This window comes from Desulfomicrobium salsuginis (genome assembly GCF_054657795.1).
In genome coordinates, this window is the sequence record NZ_BAAHYA010000002.1 from 1,308,321 (window position 1) to 1,330,184 (window position 21,864).

The window sequence follows — 21,864 nt, forward strand, 5'->3', positions numbered from 1 at the left end:
CCCATCACGGCAGGAACGTGTAACTGGGGGCGATGTGACGGGAGGCAAGCCATGCCCGGCAAGCCGGATACATTCCGCACAGAATGGACGACCTTCGCGGTCTGCGCCTTCATCCTGGCTGCCGTCCTGACATACGCGAATCAGCGTGAATACGCCGCCATCAAGGCCCGGGAACAGGAACGCCTGACGGCCGTGGCCTCGGTCAGCGAGTACATGGTCGAGACCCAGCTCGGAAAGATCGGCGCGACCCTCGGCAACCTCCGGGACGCATTCCCCCCACCCGCGCTCACGCAACGCCTTCATGACAGTTCGGGGGCCCTTTCGACCGCAGCCAGACTCAAGATCCTGGCCACGGCCATGACCAGCGTCCGCTCCCTGGACATCATCGACGCGTCGGGCGCAATCCTCGCGTCCAACCTCGATGAGCACGCAGGCCAGAACGCGGCGGAGCAGGAATACTTCACGACTCCCCGCGACCGGCCTGCCGACGATGTCCTCTATATCAGCCGCCCCTTCAACAGCACCGTCGGCGACCTGACCGTCAACATCACGAAATGCCTCATCGCGCCGGACGGCTCCTTCGCCGGCCTGATCACGGCCTCCGTCGACCCGGAGTTCTTCCGGGCCATCATGACCGCCGTGCTGTACGCTCCCAATTCATGGGCCAGGCTGGTCCACGGCTCGGGCACGATCCTCCTCTGGGTGCCCGAAAGACCGGGACTCATCGGCTCGAACCTGGCCATCCCGGGCACATTCTTCACGCGTCACATCGAGAGCGGACTCGAATCCGCCCTGTTCGAGGGGAAAAGCTATGCCGCGCAGGAAGAGTCCCTGCTCATCCTGCGCACGGTGCAGTCGCCGAGCCTCAAGCTGAGTCCGCCGCTGGTCCTGGGCGTCGGCCGGGACACGCACACCGTATTCCTGTACTGGCGCCATAACGTTCGCGTCTCCGTCGTCCTCTTCTGCTCCGTCTCCCTGGCCGGGGCCGCAGCCCTCTTCGGCTCGCAGCGCTGGCGCCGCACGACGCGGCTCCGTTCCGAACGCATGGGCATCGAACTGCAGTCGGTCCGGACGGAACTCGAAAGCTTCTTTTCCATCTCCCCGAACCTGCTCGTCATCGCCGACCTCCAGGGCGTCTGCCAAAAACTCAACCCGGCCTGGGAAAAGGGCATGGGGTACGCTGCCGGGGAACTGGAAGGGCAACACTGCGTCGACCTCTTCCACCCCGACGACACGCAAGCGGTTTTCGATGCCCTGGCCGACATCGCCGCCGGCAAGACCATTTCCGACTTCGTGGCCAGATTCCGGCACAGGGACGGGTCCTACCGTTGCCTCGAATGGTCCGCGGCAGGTCGCGACGGCCTGGTCTACGCCGCGGCCCACGACATCACCGAGCGCAAGGAGACGGAGCGGCACCTGCATGAACTGGCCTACCATGACCGACTGACGGGACTCCCCAACCGATCGCTCTTCTTCGACCGCCTGTCCCACGCCCTGTCCGTCGCCAAACGCAACCAGAAGCGTCTGGGCATCCTCTTCCTCGACCTGGACGGGTTCAAGAAAGTCAACGACGAGCACGGCCACGACGCGGGCGACACGGTCCTGAAGACCATCGCCGGCAAGCTCGTGGAAACCGTGCGGGCCACCGACACCGTCGCCAGAATGGGCGGCGACGAGTTCGTGGTCATCCTCAGCGAGATCGAGGGCCAGGACGGGGCCGAACTCGTGACGCGGAAGATCCTGAGCGCGGTGACCCCCGAGATTCCCCTGTCCGACACGCTGACGTGCTCGGTCGGCGCCAGCGTCGGCATCAGCCTCTATCCCGAGCACGGCGCCGACATGGACAGCCTGCTCATGGCCGCGGACATGGCCATGTACCTGAGCAAAAAGAAGGGCCGAAACGGCTTCGCCTTTGCCGGAGAGGCAGAACAGCCCGAAACCGGCGTCAGGCTGAGCGAAAACCATGTCGTGGGCGTGGGGGAGATCGACGAGCAGCACGCGGAATTGGTCTCGCTGGTCAACAGATTGTGCTCCACCCTGCAGGTCGGGGACGGCCTGGTGGTCGAGAGCCTTTTCAAGGTGCTCCTGGCGTACACCGAATACCATTTCGCCACCGAGCTGAGGCTCATGCTGCAGCACGACTACCCGAACCGCAGGGAACATGACGCCGAACACGAACGGCTGGTGCGGGAGCTGCGCCGCTTCGGCCTGGAGATGGGCGGCAGGGACGCTGCGTTCCTGAGCGACTTTTTCACGACATGGCTCCTGGAACACATCCTGAAGCAGGACAAGGCGCTCGGCGCGTTCCTGCGCGGCCTGCGGGAACCGGCAGGGACCTGGACCTGAGCCGGCGGCGTCCCGTCGCCCCGGCCCCGAAGCGGCCCCCCGCGATTCGACAACGGGATGGTGTTGCTGGTAGGGATGAAAAATGCCGGAACGCAACCCCAACCCGGCCGCGCCCGTCCGGGCCGCGGCCGCACCGCGAGGAGAGCCCATGTCAGAGCCCGACAAACCAGGACGCCAGCCCAAGGGGCTGCTGGTCCTGCGCACCCTGGCCATGCCCAAGGACACCAACCCCAGCGGCGACATCTTCGGCGGCTGGATGCTGGCCCAGATGGACGTGGCCGGCGGACTCATGGCCTCGGAGATCGCCAAGGGCCGGACGGTGACCGTCAGCGTGGAGAAGATGTCCTTCGACAAGCCGGTCAAGGTCGGAGACACCGTCTGCATCTACGCGGAACTGCAACGTGTGGGGACCTCCTCCATGGACATCAAGCTGGAGGTCTGGGCCCGGCAGCTCGTCGGGGCCTACGAGGCCGAACGCCAGCTGGTGACGGAAGGCCTGTTCCGCTACGTGGCCGTGGACGAGAACCGCCGCCCGCGCAAGGTTCCGGACAACCCGCTCTTCTTCAAGCGGGACTAGCCGAATGGGCGCCTGCCGCCGGGCTACTTGAGTTCCTTGATCCGGCGGATGTCCGCGGACTTGCCGAGCATGACGAGGATGTCGCTGTCCTTGATGACGTAGTCCGCGGGCGGTACCAGGACGAAGTTCTCGGGCACGAGTTCCTTGATGGCGATGACGTGCACGTTGTACCGCGCGCGAAGGTTCAGCTGGATGAGGGACTTGCCGATGAAATCCCGGGGCGCGCCGACCTGGATCATGTCGAACTCCTCGGCCAGCGGGATGAAATCGAGCACGTTGGGGCGGGAGAGGTTGCGGGACACGCGGATGGCCATGTCCCGTTCCGGATGGATGATCTCGGTGGCGCCCATGCGCCGGAGGATCTTGGCGTGGTCGTCATCGATGGCCTTGGCCAGAATCTTCTTCACCCCGGCCTCCTGCAGGTACAGGCAGATCAGGATGCTGTTGCTGATCTTGGTCCCCGTGGAGACGATGACCCCGTCCGTCTCCTCCAGGCCCAGCGACTTGACCGCCTCCTTGTCCGTGGCGTCGAGGACCATGGCCTCCGAGCAATGGGGATCGATGGACTGGACCCTGGCCCGGTCCGAGTCGATGGCCAGCACCTCGTTGCCGTCCTCGTAGAGCGCCTTGGCGGCGTGAAATCCGAAGTTGCCAAGGCCTATCACCGCAAAACGTTTCATATCTTCAGACCTCTTTTCTATCCGATCATCAGGTTTTCTTCGGAATACTCGACGCCCCTGGCCGGGCCTGCGCCGACGACAATGTAGGTGAAGGTCAGCACGCCGACACGCCCAATGAACATCATGCAGGTGATGACCAGCTTACCCCAGAGCGTCAGGGACGGGGTGATGCCCATGGACAGCCCCACCGTGCCGAAGGCCGACACGGTCTCGAACATGTAGGACAAAAACGACCCGTGCGGCGTGACCAGGGCGCTCTCGCCCACCGCGTCCCCGGCCAGGAGCAGGAACACGGCCAGGCCGATGATGCTCAGGGAAACCAGGACGAGGGATACGCTGCGGGTCACGGTCTCGTTCGGAACGCTCTTGCGGAACATGTTGACGCGCGGGCTTTTGCGGACGCGGCAGATGGTGAAGGCGGCCAGCAGGGCCAGCGTCGTCGTCTTCACGCCGCCGCCGCACGATCCCGGGGACGCGCCGAAAAACATGAGGAAGAGCATGAACGTCAGGGTCGCGTCCTGCAGGGCGCCGATGTCCACGGTGTTGAAGCCGGCCGTCCTGCAGGTGATGGACTGGAAAACCGGGGCGAGGAACTTCTGCGCCGGGGGCCCGTCCGGCAGGGAGCCGTGCATTTCGAGCAGATAGAACATCACGGAGCCGCCCGTGATGAGGATGAGCGTCGTCCAGAGCACGACCTTGGTCTGCAGCGCCAAACGACCCCTGGACCCCTTGCGGCCGGTCGCCCAGGCCTGGAGGTCGTACAAGACGGGGAAGCCGATGCCGCCGATGACGATGAGGGCGCAGACGGCGAAGTTCAGAAGCAGACTTCCGTTGTAGCGCACCAGGCTGTCGGGGAAGAGAGCGAACCCGGCGTTGCAGAACGCGGAGACGGAATGGAAGACGCCAAAATAGAGAGCCTTCCCGAACGGATACTCCGCAAGCCAGTGCAGGGTGAGCAGGACGGCCCCGACGGCTTCCACGCCGAGCGTGAAAAGAATGACGCTCCTGACGAGGCTGACGATGTCCTCGCGCGGGGTGTGGGTGAAGACATCCTGCATGACCAGCCTGTGCCGGATGGAGACGCTGCGTCCGAGCCAGTTGAAGAGGGCCACGGATATGGTCATGAGGCCAAGCCCCCCCACCTGGATGAGGCCGAGGATGACGGCCTGGCCGAACATGGTGAAGGTCGTGGCGGTGTCGGCCACGGTCAGGCCCGTGACGCACACGGCCGAGGTCGCGGTGAACAGGGCGTCCACGGCGGCGATGCGGCCGGCAATGGTCGCCGCGGGCAGCATGAGCAGCAGGGTGCCGATGAGAATGACGGCCAGGAAACTCGCCAGGACGAGGGCCGCGGGATGCATCTTCAGCATGCGGGAACGGAAGGTCATGCGCAGCGCCTGGGATGGAGAAACTGTTCGCAGTGCGCATGGGCCGCCATCTCGCACCACGCCTGCAGGCGCTGCGGCCCGAGGACCATCCTGTTGCGGTATGCGCCGCACACGGCCATTTCGGTTCGCTCGTCGATGTCGCAGTAGTTCAGGAAGGGGCAGACCAGCGCCAGCTGGCGTTCGGGGCTGTCCGCGGCACCGAGGCGCAGGACCGCCTCTTCGATCCCGGCAGCGTCCAGCCTCCTGAAATTCATGACGGCGATGAAATCGGCCCCGTTGCGGCGGAAGCTCTCCAGCAGCACGCGGTGCCGATGCGGCATGACCGCCACGACGCTACGAACGCGGCCGGAACGTTTCAGCAGGCCGACGAGATCCGGCAGCGCGAACCTCCGGGCCTGCGCGTTGCTGGCGGCCACGACGGCTACCGTGGACACGCATCCATCGGCCGTCCGCTCCAGGCACTGCATGGTGCCGGAGACGCATTCCTCCGGGGAAGCGCCCCCGACGACACCGTCCGGGTCCACGAGAAGCAGCTTCCCGCCCTGGACCACCGGACACACACTTGCTTTTGCGCACTTCATTTACGACTCCCTGAACACCTTGGGCAAGGTGAAGACGAACGTGCTCCCCCGCCCCGGTTCCGATTCGACCCAGATCGTGCCGCCGTGGGCGCGCACGATCTCCTTGCAGATCGCAAGCCCCAGGCCCGAGCCCTCGCTCTCCCTGTCCCCGACCTGCACGAATTTCTGAAATATCCTGGACTGGTACTCCTGCGGGATGCCCGGCCCGTCGTCGGCCACGGCCAGGCGGACCCAGGACCCGTCATCGGTGGCCCGCAGCGCGATGCGCCCGCCCCGGCCGACGTAGCGCAGGGCGTTGGAGACGAGGTTGCTGAGCACCCAGGCGATCTTGTTCGCATCGGCCCGGACCGACGGCCCGTCCCCGTCGATCTCCCGAAGGAAGGAAATGTCCTTCAAGTCCATCTGGCTCCTGAAGACCGACTGCACGTGCGAAAAGAGCGTCCCCACCGGCACCGGCTCGAACTCCATCTCGATCCTGCCGGCCTCGATCCTGGACAGGTCCAGCAGGTCGCTGACCAGCGACTTCATGCGCACCACCTCTTCGTGCGCCGCGACCAGCAGTTCCCGGTCCTTCTCGGTCAGGCTGCCCGCGGCATGTTCGAGGAGCAGGTCCACACTCATGCCGATGCTCGTCAGGGGCGTACGCAGTTCATGGGACGCGGCCATGACGAAGTCGTTCTTGAGCTGCTCGACCTGCTTCAGCCGGGTGATGTCCCGCAGCAGCAGAACCGCCCCGGACAGGTTCTTCCCGCTGCCGATGGCCGTCACGGAGAAGAGGTGGTGCGCGGCGCGGCCTTCGCCCTTGAAGACCAGAATGCGCTCCTCGTCCGGCATGGCCGGCGGCTGCCCCGTGCGCACCGTGGCCCGGACGAGGTCGCAGACCCTGGCGTCCGGAACGATGTCGGCGCAATGCACGTCGCCGGGTCCGGCGGAATCCGTCCCGAAGAGACGCCGCGCCGCAGGGTTGATGCCCGTGACACGCAGCTGCGTGTCGAAAATCACGAGCGAATCCTCGATGCTGGCCAGCACGGCCTCGCTCTTGTCCTTCTCGGCAATGATCTGCTCGATGTTCATGGCATGGTACCGTCCGACTTGGTTGGCCATGCGGTTGAACTCGCCGGCCAGATGGCTCAGTTCGTCGGACCCGCCCACCGGGACCTGCACCGCATAGTCGCCGTCCGAGATATGGCGCGAGGCCTCCATGAACCGCCTGATGGGCCGCACGATGCGGTCCGCCAGGACCATGCTGAACACCAGGGCCACGCCCAGGGACACCGCGGCCACAAGGGACGTGGACCAGATGGCGCTGCGCGCGACCTCGCCCGCCCTGAGGCTGGCCCCGTACATGGCCTCCTCGTTGAGGAGGCGCAGCCTGACGCAGGCGTCCCGGACCCGCGTGAACAGCGGCGAGACGTCGCGAAGGTAGCCCGCCGCCTCGGACGCGCCGTGATCGGGGAGCGTTGCCGCCAGAACTTCGAAGGCCCTGCGGTAGGCCGCGTAGTCGCGCTCGATGCCCTGCAGCAGCTCTCCCTCTCCGCCGACGGTGACATTGTCCCTGGCCTTGGCCAGCCATTCGAGAAACGCCGCCTCGTTGCTGCGAAAGAGTTCCGCACCGCCGCCCTGCCCCAGCAGCATCAGAAGGATGGCGCTGTCCTGGCGCTCGATGGTGTCGACCATGTTCTCCGCGGCCAGGATGCTGCGGTAGTTCTCGCTCAGGATGGCCTCGGTGGCCCTGCCCAGGGAAATCAGGTTGACCACGGCCAGAATGACGACCAGGCCCATGAAGGCGAAGGAAAGGCCGTAACCGAGCAGAATCTTTTTTTTGAGCGTCATGCGTTGCCCTCCGCGCCTGGCCCTACGAAAGCAAGGGCCAGGCCAAACATATTTTTTATATATTTCAAATATTTGAGAGAAAGAACCAGGGAACGGTATTGCAGTTTGCGTGATGCGGGGATTTGGGACCTTGCATTGTGCAAGGCCGAAAAGGAAAAATCAGATGCCGTAAGCCTTGCGCCTGCGCCACAGGGTGGCCTGGTCGATGCCCAGTGCGTCGGCGGCGGCCTGCAGGGAGGCCGAAGCGGCCAGGACCCTGCGGATGTGCAGTTCCTCTATGGCCGCCAGGGGGACGGGATCGCCGATCTTCGGGGCGGTGTCGGCGGGGACGACGCTGTCCGGCAGGTCGGCCCTGCCGATCATCTCGCCGCAGCTCAGGATCACGGCCCGCTCCACGGCGTTGCGCAGTTCGCGGACGTTGCCGGGCCAGGGGTGGCTGGCCAGGGCGAGTTGCGCCTCGTCGGTGAAGCCCAGGATGCGCTTGCGGTTGGCCCGGCCGAAGTAGGCCAGGAAATCCATGGCCAGGGGCAGGATGTCCTCGGGGCGGCTGCGCAGGGGCGGGACGGTCAGGCTGATGACGTTCAGGCGGTAGAAGAGATCCTCGCGGAAGCGGCCCTCGGCCACGCGCTTCTGCAGATCGACGTTGGTCGCGGCGATGATGCGCACGTCGGCCTTGCGCGACGCGGACTCGCCCAGGCGCTCGTACTCCTTGTCCTGGATGAAGCGCAGCAGCTTGGCCTGCACGCCGGGGGCCAGATCGCCGACCTCGTCCAGGAACAGGGTGCCGCCCTCGCAGGCCGCGATGCGCCCCGGATTGTCGCGCATGGCCCCGGTGAAGGCGCCCTTGGCGTGGCCGAAGAGTTCGCTCTCCAGCAGCTCCGAGGGAATGGCCGGACAGGCCACCACGGCCATGGGCTTTGCCGCCCTGGTGCTCCAGGCGTGGATGGCCCGGGCGAAGACGGTCTTGCCCGTGCCGCTCTCGCCCTGCAGCAGGACGATGGCGTCGGAGGGCGCCGCTTTCCTGGCCAACTCCATGACCCGCTGCATGCCGACGTTGGCGCTCTGCAGCCTGTCCTCGGGGCCCAGACGCTGCATGTTCTCCTTGAGGGCCGCGATCTGGGTCTCCAGCTCACGGATGCGGGCGATGCGGCCGGCCGCGAGCTTGACCTGGTCGGGCGAGAAGGGCTTGGAGAGATAGTCCGTCGCGCCTCGCCGCATGGCCTCGACCACGCTCTCGATGGAGGCGAAGGCCGTGATGACCACGATCTTGATCCAGGGCGAGTCGGCCAGCAGGGCGGGGATGAGGTCCATGCCGCTCTCCTCCCCGAGCTTGAGGTCGAGGAAGGCCATGTCGAAGACGAGCCTGCGGCTTTCCTCCATGGCGTCGGCCGGATTGCTCACGGCCACGACCGTGTGCCCCTCGGCGGCCAGACAGTAGGCCAGGGTCTTGCGGATGTTGGTTTCGTCGTCGACGATGAGGATCTTGAGAATGTCCATGAGGTTTTCCGGCAGCCCTGAACGATGCACCGGCTGCGTTGAACTTCCTACCTCAGAGGCCTCCGCCCGCCAAGACAATATCGGGACGTTCCGGAAAGACCGGCAACGAGAGGGCTCCGGCGAAACGACATGAAGAAGGGGGACCGAAGCCCCCCTATTTCTATTTCCCGGCCATCATGGCCGCGATGTCGTCCTGCACCGTGCCGGTGGGCTTGAGGTCGAACTTCTCGATGACGACCTTGGCCACGTTCGGGGACAGGAAGCCCGGCAGCGTGGGCCCGAGGCGGATGCCCTTCACGCCGAGGAACAGCAGGGCCAGGAGCACGGCCACGGCCTTCTGCTCGTACCAGGCGATGTCGTAGGACACGGGCAGCTTGTTGATGTCGTCCAGGCCGAAGACCTCCTTGAGCTTCAGGGCGATGACGGCCAAGGAGTAGGAATCGTTGCACTGGCCGGCGTCCAGCACGCGCGGGATGCCCCCGATGTCGCCGAGGTTCAGCTTGTTGTAGCGGTACTTGGCGCACCCGGCCGTAAGGATGACTGTATCCTTGGGCAGGGCCTCCGCCACCTGGGTGAAGTACTCGCGGGACTTCTGGCGGCCGTCGCAGCCGGCCATGACCACGAAGCGCTTGATGGCGCCGGACTTGACGGCCTCCACCACCTTGTCGGCCAGGGCCATGACCTGATGGTGAGCGAAGCCGCCGACGATGGTGCCCTTTTCCAGCTCCGTGGGCGGCGCGCATTTCTTGGCCTGGGCGATCATGCCCGAGAAGTCCTTGGCCCCGCCGGCCGGGCGGTCCGGGATGTGCGTGGCACCCTCGTAGCCGACCACGCCCGTGGTGTAGAGGCGGCCGAGGTACGTGTTTTCCTTCTTCAGCGGCACCAGGCAGTTGGTGGTCAGCAGGATGGGACCATTGAAGGCCTCGAACTCGGGGTTCTGGTGCCACCAGGAGCCGCCGTAGTTGCCGACGAAGTGCTTGTACTTCTTGAAGGCCGGGTAGTAGTTGGCCGGGAGCATCTCGCCGTGGGTGTAGACGTCCACGCCCGTGCCATCGGTCTGCTTGAGCAGTTCCTCCATGTCCTTCAAGTCATGGCCGCTGATGAGGATGCCCGGGTTCGTGCCCACGCCGATGTTGACCTGGGTGATCTCGGGGTGGCCGTAGGTGCTCGTGTTGGCCTCGTCCAGCAGGGCCATGGTCGTGACCGCCACCTGTCCGGCCTTCATGACCAGGCCGACCATCTCGTCCACGGACAGGTTCTTGGTGGTCGAGGCCAGGGCTTCCAGCATGAAGTCGTCGATCTCGGCCTTGCGGAAGCCCAGCACCGCGGCGTGCTCGGCGTAGGCGGCGATGCCCTTCAGGCCGATGATCAGGAACTCGCGCAGGGAGCGCACATCCTCGTTCTCCGTGGCCATGATGCCGACGGTTTTGGCCTTTTCGGCAAAGGCCGACGAAGGCGCGCTCCACGTGGCGGCCTCGGACAGGGGTTCACTGAAGTCCTTGCCGTTCTTGGCCTTGTAGGCTGCCAGGAAGGCACTTCTGAGCTTGTCGCGGCGGGCCAGGCCCTCCTGGATCATGGCCGTGAAGCGCGCGTCGTCCCAGTTGGCGTTGGTGATGGTGGCAAAGAGGCCCTGCAGGACAAAGTCGTCATTGGAGCGGTCGGGCTGCCCCAGTTCTTTCAGGCGTTCCCCGTACACGGCGATGCCGCGCAGCACGAAAATCAGAAGATCTTGCAGGTTGGCTGTCTCCTCCGGTTTTCCGCACACTCCCTTGATGGTGCAGCCGGTATTCTTGGCCGTTTCCTGACACTGAAAACAGAACATGGTTTCCCTCCCTTTTTCAGGTTGCCGGTGACATCGACGAAAATGCCCCCCCTTGTACCATGGCCTACAGGAATGTTCCAGCCGTTTTTGCCGCAACGATGTCGCTCGGCAGCTAGAACCAGAACTCGGGGTAGCGCCGACTTTTGGGGATGTTGTTGACGAGCACGGCCACGGCCAGGAGCACCGCCGCCCCGAAGCCCACGGGCACGAGGGCGTACATGTAGCCCAGGCCGTGCACCGAGTCGCCGCCGATGACGGCAATGAGCGCCGTAGCCCCTCCGGGCGGGTGCAGGGTCTTGGTCACGTGCATGGCCGCGATGGCCGTGGAGACCGCCACGGCGGCGGACAGCCAGACGGCGTCACCGAAGAGCTGGAATGCGCACACGCCGATCAGGGCGGAGATGACATGCCCCCCGAGCACGTTTCGCGGCTGGGCCAGGGGGCTGCGCACGGCGCCGTAGACGAGGACGGCCGTGGCGCCGAAGGAGCCGATCAGGAGGCCCTGGCCCAGCCTGTCGACGAAGGCCGCGCCGATGAGCCCCACCAGGGCGATGCCCAGAAAGGCCCCGACCCAGGACCAGACCACCTCGGCATTCCCGACCCGCGGCGGGCTTTGGGTCGTGCCGCGCATTTTTCTGAAGTATTCCACGCCTACCTCCCGCACATGGCGCCGACGAGGTCGGTCCGGGTCACGATGCCCACGGGGCGGCCCTGCGCGTCGCAGATGGGCAGGCGGTTGATGGAGTGCCTGGCGAACAGCTCCGAAACCTCGGACGCCGGCGTCTCCGGAGAAGCGACCACGGGCGGGCTGGTCATGAGGTCGTCCACGAGGAGCCCGCGCAGGTCCGCGACCATGCAGCCCGGCGTGTTCAGGCAGGTGGAGACCACGGCCATGAAGGTGGCCGTGCCCGGCAGCCCCATCCGGCGCAGGAAATCCTTTTCCGAAACCACGCCGCAGACCCGCCCCTGGCCGTCGAGCACGGGTGCGCCGCTGACGCCGAGGCTGGCCATGCGCGCGGCCGCGTCCGGGGCCTTCATGCCCTTTTCCAGGCAGTGCACGGGCGAGGACATGATCTCGTCCGCCCTGCCCAGGGCCCGGACGCGCTTCAGGGCCAGGTCGTAGGCCAGCTCGTATATCTCCCGAAAGGTTCCGGGCGTGATGTCCACATAGCCCTGCATGGACCGCATGGCGTCCAGGACATCCTCTTCAGTCAAATCCATAAGTCCACATTGATCGGCCATAGATTTCTCCTTAGGAACGCGTTCCTCCCAGGCGGTCCCGCCACCCGGGCTTCATCACCTACCCCATAAACAGGTCAAGGGCCAGCGGCCCTTGCGGGGCGCGGGGCAGAGCCCCGCATCTCTTCCCTTCCCACCCTCAAACCTCCCGCCCATCCCCGGCCTGCTCGTGGGTGCGCCCGTCGCGGATCTGGTAGAGCCGCCGGAACGTCGGGATGATCTTCTCGTCGTGGGTGACGACGATGATGGCGGTCTCGAACTGCGCGGCCATGCGGTTCAGGATGCGGATCACGGCCAAGGCGCGTTCGCTGTCCAGGGGTGCGGTGGGCTCGTCGGCCAGGATGACCGGCGGCCGGTTGACCAGGGCGCGGGCGATGGCCACGCGTTGCTGCTCCCCGCCCGAGAGCTGTGACGGCATGGCCTGGGCGCGGTGTCCGACGTCCAGGGCCTCCAGGAGTTCGCGAGCCCGCGAGCGGGCCTGGGAGTTGGGCAGCCCCGAGAGCATGGGCAGCAGCGCCACGTTGTCGGTGACGTCGAGAAAGGGGATGAGATAGGGCGCCTGAAAGATGAACCCGATCTTGTCGCGGCGCAGGGCGCGCAGGTCGGGAATTTTCCAGCCGTGGTCGTAGATGAGGTCGTCGCCCAGGGTCATCCTGCCGCTTGTGGGCTCGATGACCGCGCCGAGGCACTTGAGGAGCGTGGTCTTGCCCGAGCCCGAAGGCCCGATGAGCCCCACCACTTCGCCGGGGGCGACCTCCATGTCCACGCCTTTGAGGGCGTCCACGGCCGTGTCGCCGTGACCGTAGCGCTTGCGCACGTCTTCGATGCGGATGCCTGTGGTCATGTTCAGCCTCCTATGGCCTCGGCCGGATCGACCTTGAGGGCCGCGCGGATGGCCATGACGCTGGCCAGGGCGCAGATGACCATGACGGCGGCGAAACCGCGCGCCGCGTCGCCGGGGAGCAGGAGCACGTATTTGGGAAAGATGGGCGCCCACAGGGTGGCCGCGATCTTGCCGACGACGAAGCCGATGAGCCCCAGGCCCAGGGCCTGCTGCAGGATCATGGCGGCGATGGTCCGGTTGCGGGTGCCGATAAGCTTCAGCACGGCGATTTCGCGGATCTTGCCCAGGGTCAGGGTGTAGATGATGAAGGCGACGATGGCGGCGCTGACCACGGACAGGATGACGAGGAACATGCCGATCTGCCGGGCCGAGGTGGCCACGAGCTTCTGGACCAGAATCTCCTCCATCTGGGGCCGGGTGTAGGCCTCCAGACGGGTCCAGCGCCGGATGTCCGCGGCCACGTCGCCCGGCGCGCGTCCTGGGGCGAGGCGCACGAGGACGGCGTTGACGTTGGAGTTTGTGGACTGGGAGGCGATGACGGCGTCCAGAAGACCGGGCACGGGCCGGTTGAAGGCCGGATTTTCCGCTGTGCGGCGGCGCGACCGGACGATGGCGTCGTTGTCCTTCAGGAACTGGGCCTCCTGGGCGTCCTTCAGCGGGATGAAGACCATGGGGTCCCCGCCCGAGGACACGGCGCGGCGCGTCAGGCCGACCACGGTGTAGACGTTGCGGCGGATGCGGATCTCCTGGCCGAGGCCAAAGCCCGTCTTGACGTCGGCCACGGCCTCGTAGTGGCCGCGGGTGATGTGCCGGCCGGCGGTCAGGAAGGTCGGCTGTCCCGGTTCGCCGGGGCCGCCGGGGACCACACCGACGACCATGGCGCGCACGTCGCCGCCGTCGTGACGGACCTGCATGGTCAGATAGGTCACGTTGGCGGCCCCGGTCACGCCCTCCATGGCCAGGATGGAGCGGTAGGCGTCGTCGGGGATGGTCGAGGACTCGGCGTAGGGGCCCAGGGTGTCCTGCTGGACGACCCACAGGTCGGCGCGGCTGTTGTCCAGGAGCATGGTGGCGTCCTCGACCAGGCCGCGGTAGATGCCGGCCATGGACAGGGTGACGCCGATGAGCAGGCCGAGGCCAATGCCGGTGAACACGAACTTGCCCCAGGCGTGCAGGATGTCGCGTCCGGCCAGGCTGATCATTTCGCGCCCCCTTCGATGCGGTCGACGATCTTGATGGAGCTGCGGGCCGTCAGCGGGGATTTGCTGTGGGAGACGACCCGCTGGCCGGAGCGCAGGCCCGAGCGGACCTGGACCATGCCGTCGAGGTCGCCGGGGCCGAGTTCCACGGGGGCGAAGCGGATCTCGCCGTTTTCCGCCAGCCAGACGCCGAGGGCCTGGCCGTCACGCTGCACGCTGCTGCCGGGGATAGTCGGGGCCGGCGGCAGGGCCGGAAGGTCCACCGTGACCTCGACGAGTTCGCCCAGGGGCGGGAGCGGGTCGGGGAGGTGCTCGAAAACGACCTTGGCCAGCAGTTCCTCGGTCACGGAATCGGCCACGGGTTCCACGCGCAGGACCCTGCCCGGCAGGGCCTCTCCGGTGCGCGACCGCAGCACGAGGCGGGCTGGGAGGCCGGCCCCGAGACCTGCGGCCCGCAGCTGGTCGAAACGGGCGTTGACCCACAGGCTGGCGGGGTCGATGACCTCCAGCACGGCCTGACCGGCCACGACCGTCGTGCCGGGATCAGCCAGGCGGCGCGTGACCAGCCCGGGCGCGGGTGAGACCAGCCGGACCGTATCCCGCTGCCGCGCAAGCCCCTCGCCTTCGGAGCGCAGGCGCTCGTGCTCGTGCCTGGCAGACTCGACGGACGCCAGGGCTGCGGCCAGGCCGCTCTCGGCCACGGCGAACTCCTGACGGCGGGCTTCCAGGGAATCGCGGCTGACGGCCCCGGACTCGGCCAGGGATTCGAAACGGCCGGCCTGGGACCGGGCATAGGTCGCCCTGGCCCGCAGTTCGGCCACCTGGGCCTCGGCAGCCCGCACGGCCGCGGCAGCCCGGTCCAGGGCGGCGTTCTGGGCGGCGAGGCGCTCATCGAGGTCCACCGGATCCATCTCGCCGAGAACCTGCCCGGCTTCGACCCTGTCGCCCACGTGCACGGACAGGGTCCGCACCCGGCCGGCCGCGGTGGGTCCGATGGCGTGCGTGAAGCGCGCCTCCACGGTGCCGATGCCGAACAGCGACGGCCTGACGGCCATGTCCTTCACCTCGGCCACGACCACGGGCACGGGCGCCAACGGGCCCGAACGCGTCGCGACAAAAAGAAAGGCGGTCCCAAGGAGTCCCAGGATGGCGGTCAGGACGACGGTCTTGCGGGATGTGGCGCGGATCATGGCAGCCTCCTCACGGCGCGCCGGTAGAGTTCGAAGGTCCGGGAGGCCGCGTCCGCGGCGTGCCGCATGTCGCCGCCGAGCAGGGACTTGATGACCAGGCCCTGGATGGACCCGATGAACATGGCCACGGCCACGGGCACGTCGAGGCCCTCGTCCACCTCCCCTTCCCGCTTTCCCCGCTCCAGCAGCGCGGCGAGCATGTCGCCGTAGGTGCGCAGCAGGTTCTCCAGGGCCTTCTTGGCCGGCGTGGGCTCGGTACGCGGCAGTTCGGCGAAAAGCATGCGCGGCACGCCCGGGTACTCCACCGCGAAGCCTATGTGGGCGATGAAGACGGCCTCGAGGGCAGCCAGCGGCCCCGCAGCCCCGGCGGCGGCCCCTTGGACCCTGGCGAGCAGTTCGGCGGAGACCCAGTCCATGACCGTCTGCCAGACCTCGTCCTTGGTGGCGAAATGCCGGAACACGGCGGCCTGGGACAACCCCATGCGCGCGGCGATGGCCATGGTCGTGATCTCGGCCGGGTTGCAGACCGAGGCCAGATCCAGCACGGTCTTGACCGTCATGGCCCGCCGCTCCTCGGCCGAAAGATATTTGGGAACCTGTGTCATGCGCAGCCTCATAAAATAAGTGATCAATAACTCACTTCTTAACCAGGCCCGCACTCCTGTCAAGGCTAAAAGCGGGTGAAGCACCGCAATCAGCCGACGAGCCCCCCCTGGAAAGATACACCCGAACCGTGTAGGGTCGGGTGATCGCGGGATATGCAGCCGATTGCGCCCCGGCTCAGACACGCGGCAGGAGTTCCATGGATACCGGAAATGTCATCAGGCTCGGCGCCTTCGTGTTGACCGGCTCGCTTCTGGCCGTCCTGGAGGCGGTGCGCCCGCGCAGAGCCCCCGAGGCGGGAAGAACGCTCAGGTGGGTGGGCAACCTGGGCGTGGTGGCCGTGTCGTCGATGCTTGTCCGGCTCCTTTTCCCCGTGGCGCCCATGGCCCTGGCGGCGACGATGCGTGAAGCGGACCTGGGCCTCTTCCCCGCCCTCGGGCTGAACTTGGACATGGAGATCGCCCTGTCAATCCTCATCCTCGACCTGGCCATGTACGCCCAGCACCGGGCCTTCCACGCCTGGTGGCCCCTGTGGCGGGTGCACCGCATGCACCACGCCGACACCTTCTTCGACTTCTCGACGGGGGTGCGTTTCCACCCCATGGAAATCATCGCCTCCATGGCCTTCAAGCTCGCCCTGGTGGCCCTGCTGGCCCCGCCGCCCGCGGCCGTCCTGACCTTCGAGGTCATCCTGAACAGCGCGGCCATGTTCAACCACGCCAACCTCTTCCTGCCCCTGACTGCGGACAGGGTCGTGCGGCGTTTCCTGGTCACCCCGGACATGCACCGCATCCACCACTCCACCGACGGCAGGGAGATGAACCGCAACTTCGGCTTCTGCTTCCCCTGGTGGGACCGCCTCTTCGCGACCTATCAGGACCAGCCCGCCGCGGGCCACGAAGCCATGCCCCTGGGCCTGAACATCTTCAGGGAGCGAAAATTCCGCTCCCTGCACAGGATGCTGGCCATGCCGTTCACGAAGTACCCCTCTGAGCCCGTCCGCTAGCCAATCACTTCCGACTGCCCCAGCCAGAAGCAGGCCAGGGCGGCAGGGATCTTCAGGGCCTTGACGCCGCGCCCTCCCCAAGGGCTGCAATCCGAAATCCGCTGCGTCTCTGGTGACCGCGTAACACCTAGCCACGCCTCGCTCCTCACAGCACCTGGCCAGCCCCGCAAAGCGAGAGTGAACGTAGGCATGCGGAAAGCCACACTCCAGCATCCGGGACCGTTACAGCTTGACGACGATTCCGGACGCCGCTTATTCATCGGAAAAATCGATGGATGACTACCGAAAAGAACGAAAATGCAAATACTTCTCGTCCTGTCCAGCCCGGACCCGGAGATCAAGTGGAACGCCGTCAGGTTCGGCCACTTTCTGCTGGCCGAAGGTGAAGACGTGACCCTGTTTCTGAACGGCCCGGCCGTGGACCTCTACGCTGGCGACAGCGAAACCTTCCCCATCGCCGAACAGGCCAAGCTCTTCGCCCTGAGCGAGGGCGTGCTCGTCGCCTGAGGCAAGTGCATGGGCATCAACGGCGTGGATGCAAGCGTTCACGTGACCATGTCGAGCATGAAGTTTCTGTACGAACAGCTGCAGAAGGCCGACAGGATACTCAACTTCTAGCCCCGTGCAGCCGAGGCAGCCGCTGCCCGGTCCGGCCCCGGCTGCAGCCCCCCTTTCAGTCCCGCGCGGCCGCGATGGCTGCGGCGATGTCGTCGGCCAGCCTCTCGACGTTGCGCTGCTGGGCCGCGACCCAGGTGGCGTGATCGGCGTCCGGCAGGGGCTGGGCCGTATCCGTGCGCCGCACCAGGGGTCCGCCCTGCCCTTCCGCGTCCAGCAGGGTCCAGCGGGCGGACAGCGTCGCCTCGCGGCCGAGGCTGCCGCCCATGGCCACCACGTCGACGAGGACGCGGAACCGTGGCCGGGACTGCTGGTCCCAGGGGAAGAGGGACACGTTCTCGGTCCCGAGAATCATCGAAAGCCGCTCGGCCACGGCCCGCGCCATGTCCCGGTCCACCTCGCCGGCCCAGCGGTGGTATTCGGCCAGGCGGTACCGCCCGTTCTCCCCGCCCGTGACTATGCGCGTCTGCTTGAGGACGTCGGGCAGGGTCACGGGGCCGACGCTCAAGGACACCGCGTCCCCGGCCGGGGTCGTGGCGGCAGCCTGCGGAACGTGCAGGCTGTAGTAGGACGTGGTCGGCGCCTTCCCGGCGCAACCGGCCAGCAGCATGGCGCAGGCCAGGCCCAGGAGCGCCGCGCGGGTGAGTCTACTTTTCATCTTCCTTCTCTCCTTTGCCGAACAGGAGTGACTGCGGCCGGCTCTCGATGGCGGTGGTCAGTTCGCGCAGGGAGCGCAGGGTCAGGGCCAGCTCTTCGAGAGACTTCTTCAGGTTGTAGGTCAGGGGCGAGTCCTTGCCGACGGTGCCCTGCACCTCCTGCAATGTCGTCTGCAGGGCCCCGAGACTGGCCTGCAGCGCCGGGGCGGTCTCCCCGTTCAGGCGCCGCGCGAACACCCCGGCGTCCCTGACGGTCGTCGTGGCTTCCTTGAGCAGCAGGTCGAAATCCCGTCCGATCTTTTCGAAGGGCACCTTCTCCAGGCTGCGCGTGATCCTGGCGATGCTCTCCTGGATCTGCTCGATGGAGCCGCCCATGCTGGGGATGACGGGGAGGCCGTTCTCATGGGCCAGGGCGGCCTTGGGCTCGTCGGGGTAGAACCCGAGATCGACCAGGAGCTGCCCCGTGAGGAGGTTGCCCGTCTTGAGCTGGGCCCGCAGATTGCGGTCCTCCACGAACCATCTGAGCAGGGGATTGCTCTCCCCGGCCTCCTGTTCGGGAATGGCCTTCAGCACGTTCTGGATCCGCTCCGGCTCCACGGAAAGCAGGACGGGCACGCGCAGTTCCCTGCGCTTCTCGTCGTAGATCAGGTCGATGCCGGACACCTCGCCAATCTTGATGCCGTAGATCTCCACCGGGGCGCCGATGCTCAGGCCCCGCACCGACTGGTCGAAATAGACCAGCCAGGTCCTGCGCAGGGTGTAGGTTTTCTCCTGGATGCTCTCGCGGGTGGGATAGAGCTGAAACGTCGCGTGTTCCGCCGCTTCCCCGCCAGGCTCCATGCCGTCGGGCACATCGAAGGCCAGGCCTCCGGAGATGATGGTGATGAGGGACTCCGTGTCGATCTTCAGCCCCTGGGCCGAAAGGGACACATCCAGGCCGCTCGAGTTCCAGAAGCGCGTGTTCTGGGTGACCTTGGCGTCGTGGGGGGCTTCGATGAAGACCTGGACGTCGACGGTCCGGCCGTCGGGGGCGAAGCCGAAGCTGACGACCTGGCCGACCTGGATCTGGCGGTAGTAGACCGGGACGCCGACCTTGAGGGAGCCGAGCTTCCTGGCTTTGAGCCAGAAATGCTTGCCGGGCAGGCCCGTGGTCACGACGGGCTGCACTTCGAGGCCGACGAAGCTCACGGTTGGCTGCCCTTCGAGGGCCGGATCGACGCCGATGTACGCGCCCGAAAACAGCGTGGTCAGGCCCGAGGCCGTGCCGCCGCGGATCTGGGCGCGCTCCACCCAGAAGCGCGTCCTGTCGTTCAGGTACCGGTCGTACCCCTTGGCCAGTTCGGCCGTGACCACGACCCGCTTCAGGTCGTCGCCCAGGCGGATGGTCTCGACCTGGCCGATGACCACGTCCTTGTACTTGATCTTGGTCTTGCCGGCCTCGAGCCCTTCGGCCGACGAGAACATGATGGTGATGACGGGGCCCTTCTCGCTCAGCGCCTTGAAGACGAGCCACCCGCCGACGACGAGGGCCACCAGCGGCACGATCCAGACCAGCGAGAGGCTGCGGCTTTTCCGGGTTTGGGCGGGAGACGCGAGCTCCGCGGGGCTTTCACTATCAGTCATGAATCCTCCTCGATGACATCCCAGATGAGGCGGGGGTCGAAACTCTCGGCGGCCAGCATGGTCAGCACCACCACCACGGCGAAGAACACGGCCGCCGGGCCGGCCTCGATGTTGGCCACGGCGCCGAGCTTGACCAGGGCGACCAGGATGGTGACCACGTACACGTCGACCATGGACCACCGGCCCACGAGCTCAGTCATGCGGTACAGCACGGTGCGGTCTCTGGGCCGCCAGCGGCAGCGCAGCTGGACGCTTGTCAGCAGAAAAATCAGGATGACCAGCTTGGCCATGGGCACGAAGATGCTGGCGACGAAGATGACGGCCGCGATCTCCCACGAGCCGCTGTGGATGAAATAGATGACGCCGCTCATGATCGTGTCGGACTGGGCCGCGCCGAGGGCCGTGGTGATGGTCATGGGCAGGATGTTGGCCGGCACGTACATGATGGCTGCGGCCAGCAGAAAGGCCCAGGCACGGGCGATGCTGCTCGGCTTGCGGGCGTGCAGGGCCGCGCCGCAGCGCGGGCAGCGCCCATGGCCGGGGCCGACGGTCCCGGCGGGCACCAGGAGCCCGCAGTCGTGGCAGGCGATCAGCCCGGCCTGCCTGGCGGAAGTGTATCCGCCGGTCATGGGCGGCGGTCCAGCCGCGCCCAGACGAGCGGCGGGTCGAGGGTCGCCATGGCGGCCGTGGTGACCACGGTCAGCAGGCCCAGGGCCATGACCGCCGCCCCCGGCACGATGGTCGCCATCTTGGCGAGCTTGACCAGGGCCACCAGGATGCCGATGACGAAGACCTCCATCATGGCCCACGAGTTGACGTGCAGGATGGCCCGGAAAATGGCGACGCTCCCCGGCGCCGCGGCGTTCAGGCGCAGGGGGACGAGGATGTAGAGAAGGCCCGTGAGCTGGGCCAGGGGTATGAGGGCGCAGGTCAGGAGCACGAGCGCGCCCAGGCCGTAGAGGTGCTGCTTCCAGAGCTCGAAGATGCCCGTCAGCAGCGTGGTCTCCTGCACGAATCCGCCGCTCTTCATGGCCAGGAAGGGGTGCGTCAGGGCGATGGCGAAAAGGATCAGCCCGCTCAGGGCGAAGGCCAGCGGCCGGTCGATGCTGTTGCTCTTTTGCCGGTGCACCACCGCCCCGCAACGCGGACAGAGGGAGGTCGTGCCGACCGCGCCCGAAGGCCGCGTCAGCAGGTCGCAGGTCTGGCAGGCCACCACGCCAGGGGCGCTGCTGCCCCGGCGCGGGTCCGAGGCCGGAGTCTGTTCCGTCTCGTGACGGCGCGACGGGTCGATTGCCGTATTCATCATGCCAACTCCGCGGGGCTCCGCCTTTCCGAAGGCCCCCGATGTGTCACGCCCCCCGGGCCCGGTCAAGCAGGACGAAACGCCCCCAGGGCCGGGACGAGTCCGCTTCGGCGTTCACGTGAGATCCGTGAACACGAAGGGATTCCCCATTTGCAGCACCAGCTTGGCCGGACAGGAGGACACGGAGGCGGAAGGATCCGTGAATCGGGCGAACGCCGCGGCCTTGGCCCGGCCGGCGAAAAGCAGGACACCGGTCCCGCAGGCGCGCAGGAGGGACGCCGACGCGCTCATCCTGCCAGGCGGGGGCTTGGGCGCGTCGTCCATGACGAAAAACCCGTGCCGCGCGTCCATGACGGAGTGGTGGTCCGGAAAAAGGGACGCCACGTGCCCGTCCTCGCCCGCGCTGAGCAGAACGACGTCGAACCGGGAACCCAGCTCCGCCAGGGCCCCGTCGTAGTCCCGCGCCGCCCGCTGCGGGTCCGGGGCGTCGCCAGGGAACGGATGGGCCTGTGGGGGCATCCGCCCCTCCCGGGCCAGAGGGTCCACAAGGTGCTCGCGCAGCAGCCTGAAGTTGCTGTCGGGGTGGTCCATGGGCACCAGCCGCTCGTCGACCAGAAAGACATGGACCTGTCCCCAGTCCAGCCGCTCCTGCCGCATGGCCTCGAAAACCCTGGCCACGCTCCTGCCGCCCGGCACGGCGAGCACCGCACGGCCCCGCACGTCGAGGACACCGCGCAGCTCGGCGCAGAGACGCCGTGCGGCCAGCCGCGGCAGATCGTCCGGATCGGCGCCCCGGATGACCGTCGCCATCTCTACCATGCCTGTCCTGCGCTCCATGATGGCAAAGATTTCAAGGAGCAAG

21 protein-coding genes are annotated in these 21,864 nt (G+C 66.8%); 4 read left to right on the top strand and 17 right to left on the bottom strand.

Annotated elements, in window-relative coordinates; all coding sequences use genetic code 11:
* Positions 1-51: 51 nt before the first annotated feature.
* Both ACYQ3G_RS13005 and ACYQ3G_RS13010 read left to right on the top strand, forming a co-directional pair.
* Positions 52-2,346 (top strand): bacteriohemerythrin, encoded by a 2,295-nt coding sequence (locus tag ACYQ3G_RS13005; protein ID WP_459826255.1) that lies wholly within the window; start codon positions 52-54, stop codon positions 2,344-2,346.
* A gap of 148 nt (positions 2,347-2,494) precedes the next feature.
* Positions 2,495-2,923 (top strand): acyl-CoA thioesterase, encoded by a 429-nt coding sequence (locus ACYQ3G_RS13010; protein ID WP_459826259.1) that lies wholly within the window; start codon positions 2,495-2,497, stop codon positions 2,921-2,923.
* A 23-nt stretch (positions 2,924-2,946) separates the two neighbouring features.
* Here ACYQ3G_RS13010 and ACYQ3G_RS13015 read toward each other — a convergent pair whose 3' ends face one another.
* The 12 genes from ACYQ3G_RS13015 to ACYQ3G_RS13070 form a co-directional block, all read right to left on the bottom strand.
* Positions 2,947-3,603, bottom strand: a complete 657-nt coding sequence (locus tag ACYQ3G_RS13015) for a potassium channel family protein (protein WP_459826262.1) — start codon at positions 3,601-3,603, stop codon at positions 2,947-2,949.
* 17 nt (positions 3,604-3,620) lie between these two features.
* A complete protein-coding gene (locus ACYQ3G_RS13020) occupies positions 3,621-4,991 on the bottom strand; it encodes a TrkH family potassium uptake protein (protein ID WP_459826264.1) in 1,371 nt (456 codons plus the stop codon).
* Positions 4,988-5,572, bottom strand: a complete 585-nt coding sequence (locus ACYQ3G_RS13025; protein ID WP_459826266.1) for a hypothetical protein — start codon at positions 5,570-5,572, stop codon at positions 4,988-4,990. The genes ACYQ3G_RS13020 and ACYQ3G_RS13025 overlap by 4 nt, the downstream gene beginning before the upstream one ends.
* Entirely contained in the window at positions 5,573-7,405 is a 1,833-nt protein-coding gene (locus tag ACYQ3G_RS13030; RefSeq protein ID WP_459826268.1) for a sensor histidine kinase, read from the bottom strand. It lies immediately after the preceding gene.
* 159 nt (positions 7,406-7,564) lie between these two features.
* On the bottom strand, positions 7,565-8,902 hold the full coding sequence (locus tag ACYQ3G_RS13035; RefSeq protein ID WP_459826270.1) for a sigma-54-dependent transcriptional regulator: 1,338 nt from the start codon (positions 8,900-8,902) through the stop codon (positions 7,565-7,567).
* A gap of 160 nt (positions 8,903-9,062) precedes the next feature.
* Positions 9,063-10,724 (bottom strand): hydroxylamine reductase, encoded by a 1,662-nt coding sequence (gene hcp, locus ACYQ3G_RS13040; RefSeq protein ID WP_459826272.1) that lies wholly within the window; start codon positions 10,722-10,724, stop codon positions 9,063-9,065.
* Between the two features lie 112 nt (positions 10,725-10,836).
* Positions 10,837-11,373: an HPP family protein gene (locus tag ACYQ3G_RS13045; RefSeq protein WP_459826274.1), complete on the bottom strand. Its 537-nt coding sequence runs from the start codon at positions 11,371-11,373 to the stop codon at positions 10,837-10,839.
* Positions 11,374-11,375: 2 nt separating this feature from the next.
* Complete coding sequence (locus ACYQ3G_RS13050; RefSeq protein WP_459826276.1) at positions 11,376-11,966, bottom strand: CBS domain-containing protein; 591 nt, start codon at positions 11,964-11,966, stop codon at positions 11,376-11,378.
* Between the two features lie 136 nt (positions 11,967-12,102).
* Complete coding sequence (locus ACYQ3G_RS13055; RefSeq protein ID WP_459826278.1) at positions 12,103-12,807, bottom strand: ABC transporter ATP-binding protein; 705 nt, start codon at positions 12,805-12,807, stop codon at positions 12,103-12,105.
* 2 nt (positions 12,808-12,809) lie between these two features.
* Positions 12,810-14,009, bottom strand: coding sequence for an ABC transporter permease (locus tag ACYQ3G_RS13060; RefSeq protein WP_459826280.1), 1,200 nt, complete (start codon positions 14,007-14,009; stop codon positions 12,810-12,812).
* Positions 14,006-15,196, bottom strand: coding sequence for an efflux RND transporter periplasmic adaptor subunit (locus tag ACYQ3G_RS13065; protein ID WP_459826282.1), 1,191 nt, complete (start codon positions 15,194-15,196; stop codon positions 14,006-14,008). The genes ACYQ3G_RS13060 and ACYQ3G_RS13065 overlap by 4 nt, the downstream gene beginning before the upstream one ends.
* Positions 15,193-15,801 (bottom strand): TetR/AcrR family transcriptional regulator, encoded by a 609-nt coding sequence (locus tag ACYQ3G_RS13070; RefSeq protein WP_459826284.1) that lies wholly within the window; start codon positions 15,799-15,801, stop codon positions 15,193-15,195. The genes ACYQ3G_RS13065 and ACYQ3G_RS13070 overlap by 4 nt, the downstream gene beginning before the upstream one ends.
* A gap of 197 nt (positions 15,802-15,998) precedes the next feature.
* On the opposite strand from ACYQ3G_RS13070, the gene ACYQ3G_RS13075 reads away from it, so the two are divergent.
* A complete protein-coding gene (locus ACYQ3G_RS13075; protein ID WP_459826286.1) occupies positions 15,999-16,805 on the top strand; it encodes a sterol desaturase family protein in 807 nt (268 codons plus the stop codon).
* A 297-nt stretch (positions 16,806-17,102) separates the two neighbouring features.
* On the top strand, positions 17,103-17,423 hold the full coding sequence (locus ACYQ3G_RS13080; RefSeq protein ID WP_459826288.1) for a DsrE family protein: 321 nt from the start codon (positions 17,103-17,105) through the stop codon (positions 17,421-17,423).
* A gap of 55 nt (positions 17,424-17,478) precedes the next feature.
* Here ACYQ3G_RS13080 and ACYQ3G_RS13085 read toward each other — a convergent pair whose 3' ends face one another.
* From ACYQ3G_RS13085 to pgl, 5 genes are all read right to left on the bottom strand, one after another.
* Positions 17,479-18,078 (bottom strand): PqiC family protein, encoded by a 600-nt coding sequence (locus ACYQ3G_RS13085; RefSeq protein ID WP_459826290.1) that lies wholly within the window; start codon positions 18,076-18,078, stop codon positions 17,479-17,481.
* Positions 18,068-19,699, bottom strand: a complete 1,632-nt coding sequence (locus ACYQ3G_RS13090) for a PqiB family protein (RefSeq protein WP_459826292.1) — start codon at positions 19,697-19,699, stop codon at positions 18,068-18,070. The genes ACYQ3G_RS13085 and ACYQ3G_RS13090 overlap by 11 nt, the downstream gene beginning before the upstream one ends.
* Complete coding sequence (locus ACYQ3G_RS13095) at positions 19,696-20,328, bottom strand: paraquat-inducible protein A (RefSeq protein ID WP_459826294.1); 633 nt, start codon at positions 20,326-20,328, stop codon at positions 19,696-19,698. Before ACYQ3G_RS13095 ends, ACYQ3G_RS13090 begins: the two co-directional genes overlap by 4 nt.
* Positions 20,325-21,005 carry a paraquat-inducible protein A gene (locus tag ACYQ3G_RS13100; RefSeq protein WP_459826296.1) on the bottom strand — a complete coding sequence of 227 codons (681 nt, stop codon included), beginning with the start codon at positions 21,003-21,005 and terminating at the stop codon, positions 20,325-20,327. The genes ACYQ3G_RS13095 and ACYQ3G_RS13100 overlap by 4 nt, the downstream gene beginning before the upstream one ends.
* Positions 21,006-21,116: 111 nt before the next feature.
* Entirely contained in the window at positions 21,117-21,863 is a 747-nt protein-coding gene (gene pgl, locus ACYQ3G_RS13105; RefSeq protein ID WP_459826298.1) for a 6-phosphogluconolactonase, read from the bottom strand.
* Position 21,864: the final 1 nt, after the last annotated feature.